The organism is Clostridium sp. TJA085 (assembly GCF_058310235.1).
This window is the reverse complement of record NZ_JBZEEZ010000015.1, coordinates 1-809: the sequence shown is the minus strand read 5'-3', so window position 1 is coordinate 809 and position 809 is coordinate 1. Positions and strand designations below refer to the sequence as shown.

The following is an 809-nucleotide window of genomic DNA, read 5'->3' as shown; positions in this document are numbered from 1 at the left end:
GGTCATCAGGTAGTATTTAGCCTTGGGAGGTGGTCCTCCCTGCTTCCCACAAGGTTTCACGTGTCTCGTGGTACTCTGGATCAGAACTTTAGGTCTTCTCGTTTCACATACAGGACTATTACCTTCTACGGTCCAACTTTCCAGTTGTGTTCTGTTACAATAGCCTCCTAAGTTATTGTTCTGTCCGCAACCCCAAAGATAAATCTTTGGTTTGGGCTCTTTCCTTTTCGCTCGCCGCTACTAAGAAAATCGATTTTTCTTTCTCTTCCTCTAGGTACTTAGATGTTTCAGTTCCCTAGGTTACCTTCATATAGCTATGTATTCACTATATGATACATGGGGTTCACCCATGTGAGTTCCCTCATTCGGAAATCTCCGGATCTCTGGCTATGTGCGCCTACCCGAAGCTTATCGCAGCTTATCACGTCCTTCATCGGCTCCTGATGCCAAGGCATTCACCATGCGCCCTTTGTAGCTTGACCTATTTAGTCATTTCAAAATCATCACAATTTTGGTTCTCACAAAGAATAGTATTTAATAAATACTTTATTTCTTGGCTTGTTGTATCAACAATTTTATATATGCAATTTTCAAAGAACATTTTCAACGCTATTTATTATATCATGTTTTGATATAAAATCAAGCTTTTTTTGAAAATTTTTTATGAGATTTAATGATATCTCAAAATTGAACAGAATCTACATTTCAAACCTTCTTTTCCGGTAAGAAATCCAAGACTTTGGATTTTTTATTTTCAGCAAATCATCTTGTTTGCTGTATTCTCCATAGAAAGGAGGTGATCCAGCCGC

The 809-nt window shown here is 38.4% G+C and carries 1 rRNA gene; it reads right to left on the bottom strand.

Going from position 1 to position 809, the window contains the following annotated elements:
* Positions 1–482, bottom strand: a 23S ribosomal RNA gene (locus AC4FQW_RS13285); the annotation flags it as partial.
* Positions 483–809 lie beyond the last annotated feature (327 nt).